Raw genomic sequence first — 2021 nt, forward strand, 5'->3', positions numbered from 1 at the left:
ACAGATATTAACTTTCTATTATTATTGGTCATGTGTTATGATTTTATTATGACACATTAGGGGGATAAGAAATGGCATTGGCTGCGATTTATTTACGATTATCAAGGAATGAGGAACAATTAGATATTGAGGAAATTTTAACACATCATCGAAATGCTCTTGTCAAACTTGCAAAGCAACATAACTTGACTTATGACGTTTATCAAGAAATTTCTAGTGGTATCAATACTCAAAGAGCTCAATTAACTCAATTGCTAAATAAATTAGATGAATACGATTATCTTTTGGTTATGGATATTGATCGGATTTCCCGTGACAATGCCTATGCAGAACAAATTAAAACCATGCTAATAGCAAATGACATAAAAATTTTGACACCCCAAGGGGCAATTGATCTTACTCAGGAAAGTAATGAGATGTTATATTCGTTCCAGGCAATGTTGGCAAATTTTGAGTATAAGCAAATCAAAAAACGTCTAAGTCGAGGTCGATTAGCTGCTGCAGAACAAGGTAGATGGACAAACAGTAATAAGGCACCCTTGGGATATGAAAAGGACAAAAATCAAAGATTGGTCATTGTTGAAGAAGAAGCAAAAATAATTAGGTACATATTCCAAAAGACATTAGAAAGAGTTAGTGCGAATGAAATAGCCAAACAATTAGATACGCTAGGTTGGAGAAGTAGAATTGGAAAAGTCTTAACTTCCTCCCATATATCATCATTAAGAAGAAATGTTGTTTACTATGGTGTAGTTCAAGCATGTAGAAGGGTAAACGGTAGAGTTGTTGATGAGGTTTTCGTTGAAAATGCACACGAACCGATCATTGAAAAGCAACAATGGTTAGAGGTGCAAAAAATTCTTGAAGAAAACACAGCAGGAAAATTTTTCAACAAAAAGAAAGCAACACGAAAACTACAAAACCTAATTTATTGTAATTGCTGTGAAAGAAAAAGATATATCCAAATAGATGGAAACGAAACGGATTATATCAAATCTTGTAGTTATAAAATAAGCAATAATACTTGCAGAGATAGGGGACATAAATATCTTCCGGTGGAAGATTATGTGATTAATAAGGTCAAAGAAAAGAAGGTAGACTTTGAAAAGGCAATTCAGAAATTAAAATCTCTTGATACTTCGGATGAAGAAAATAAATTAAAAAATCAAGTCGATTCCTTAGGAAAGCAATTAGAAAAATTTGAAAAGAGACAAAAAAATTTAACAATAATGAGAGCAGACGGCGAAATTAGTAAGAGTGATTTTCTTGTAATGAGTGAGGAGAATGAGAGACAAATTAAACAGGTAAAGCAACAGCTGGAATTAGTGGATATTCAAATAAAAAACTTAAAAAACACTGAAAAAGAACAAAGAAGGTTAGAAAAAATTATTGATGTAATAGATAGGATAGAGATGCTTGACCCAGAGGAGTGTAATGCTTTCCTAAAAACGTTCATTAAAAAAATTTGGTTTTCAACAAATGCGATTGCAAATCATAATACTAAAACAGAGGTTCCTGAAGTAACAATTGAAATTGAGTGGCTATAAACAGCATGCTATGTACTTTTTAGTCTAGCATCAGGTTCACCAATAAAGGCGTATGTGAGTGCCATAGTGATTTGTGCGATTATAAAAAATTTCCATGTTCTAAAATATTGATATAACAACATGTAAGCTACAGGTACCATTGAAAAATCAAAGGGAAAGGCCCTAGGAATAATAGGTAGGAATGCAATTGGATAATCCCAAAACCTATATTGTAAGCCAACTACATCTAATAAGGTTGTTGTTATGATAATTATGGTACCAAACAACAAAATTTCTAAAATAATGTCTCGTTTAACGAGTTTAGACCATATAATAATCCAAGGCACAACTAAAAACCAACTAATATCCACCATTCCCAAGTTAAAAATTCATTCTTTAGCCAATTATTTAATTCTAAAAGGTACAGTTTATCCTATAATAAACGTAATTCCTTAAAATTTTCAAATATATTATCTATTGTTATCATCCCTTATC

General features: G+C 31.8%; 2 protein-coding genes. One reads left to right on the forward strand and one right to left on the reverse strand.

Features of this window, described 5'->3' with window-relative positions; translation table 11 throughout:
- Positions 1 to 71: 71 nt before the first annotated feature.
- Positions 72 to 1547 carry a recombinase family protein gene (locus BFL01S_RS19450; protein ID WP_061786704.1) on the forward strand — a complete coding sequence of 492 codons (1476 nt, stop codon included), beginning with the start codon at positions 72 to 74 and terminating at the stop codon, positions 1545 to 1547.
- Positions 1548 to 1555: 8 nt separating this feature from the next.
- On the opposite strand, the gene BFL01S_RS19455 is transcribed toward BFL01S_RS19450, so the two are convergent.
- On the reverse strand, positions 1556 to 1900 hold the full coding sequence (locus tag BFL01S_RS19455) for a CBO0543 family protein (protein WP_305777687.1): 345 nt from the start codon (positions 1898 to 1900) through the stop codon (positions 1556 to 1558).
- Positions 1901 to 2021 lie beyond the last annotated feature (121 nt).

This window comes from Priestia flexa NBRC 15715 (genome assembly GCF_001591565.1).
GTDB classification, from domain to species: Bacteria; Bacillota; Bacilli; order Bacillales; family Bacillaceae_H; genus Priestia; species Priestia flexa.

Excerpts from the sequence above, each read along its gene's own strand:
- BFL01S_RS19450 (WP_061786704.1), top strand. The coding sequence starts at position 72 with ATGGCATTGGCTGCGATTTATTTACGATTATCAAGGAATGAGGAACAA.
- BFL01S_RS19455 (WP_305777687.1), bottom strand. The coding sequence starts at position 1,900 with ATGGTGGATATTAGTTGGTTTTTAGTTGTGCCTTGGATTATTATATGG.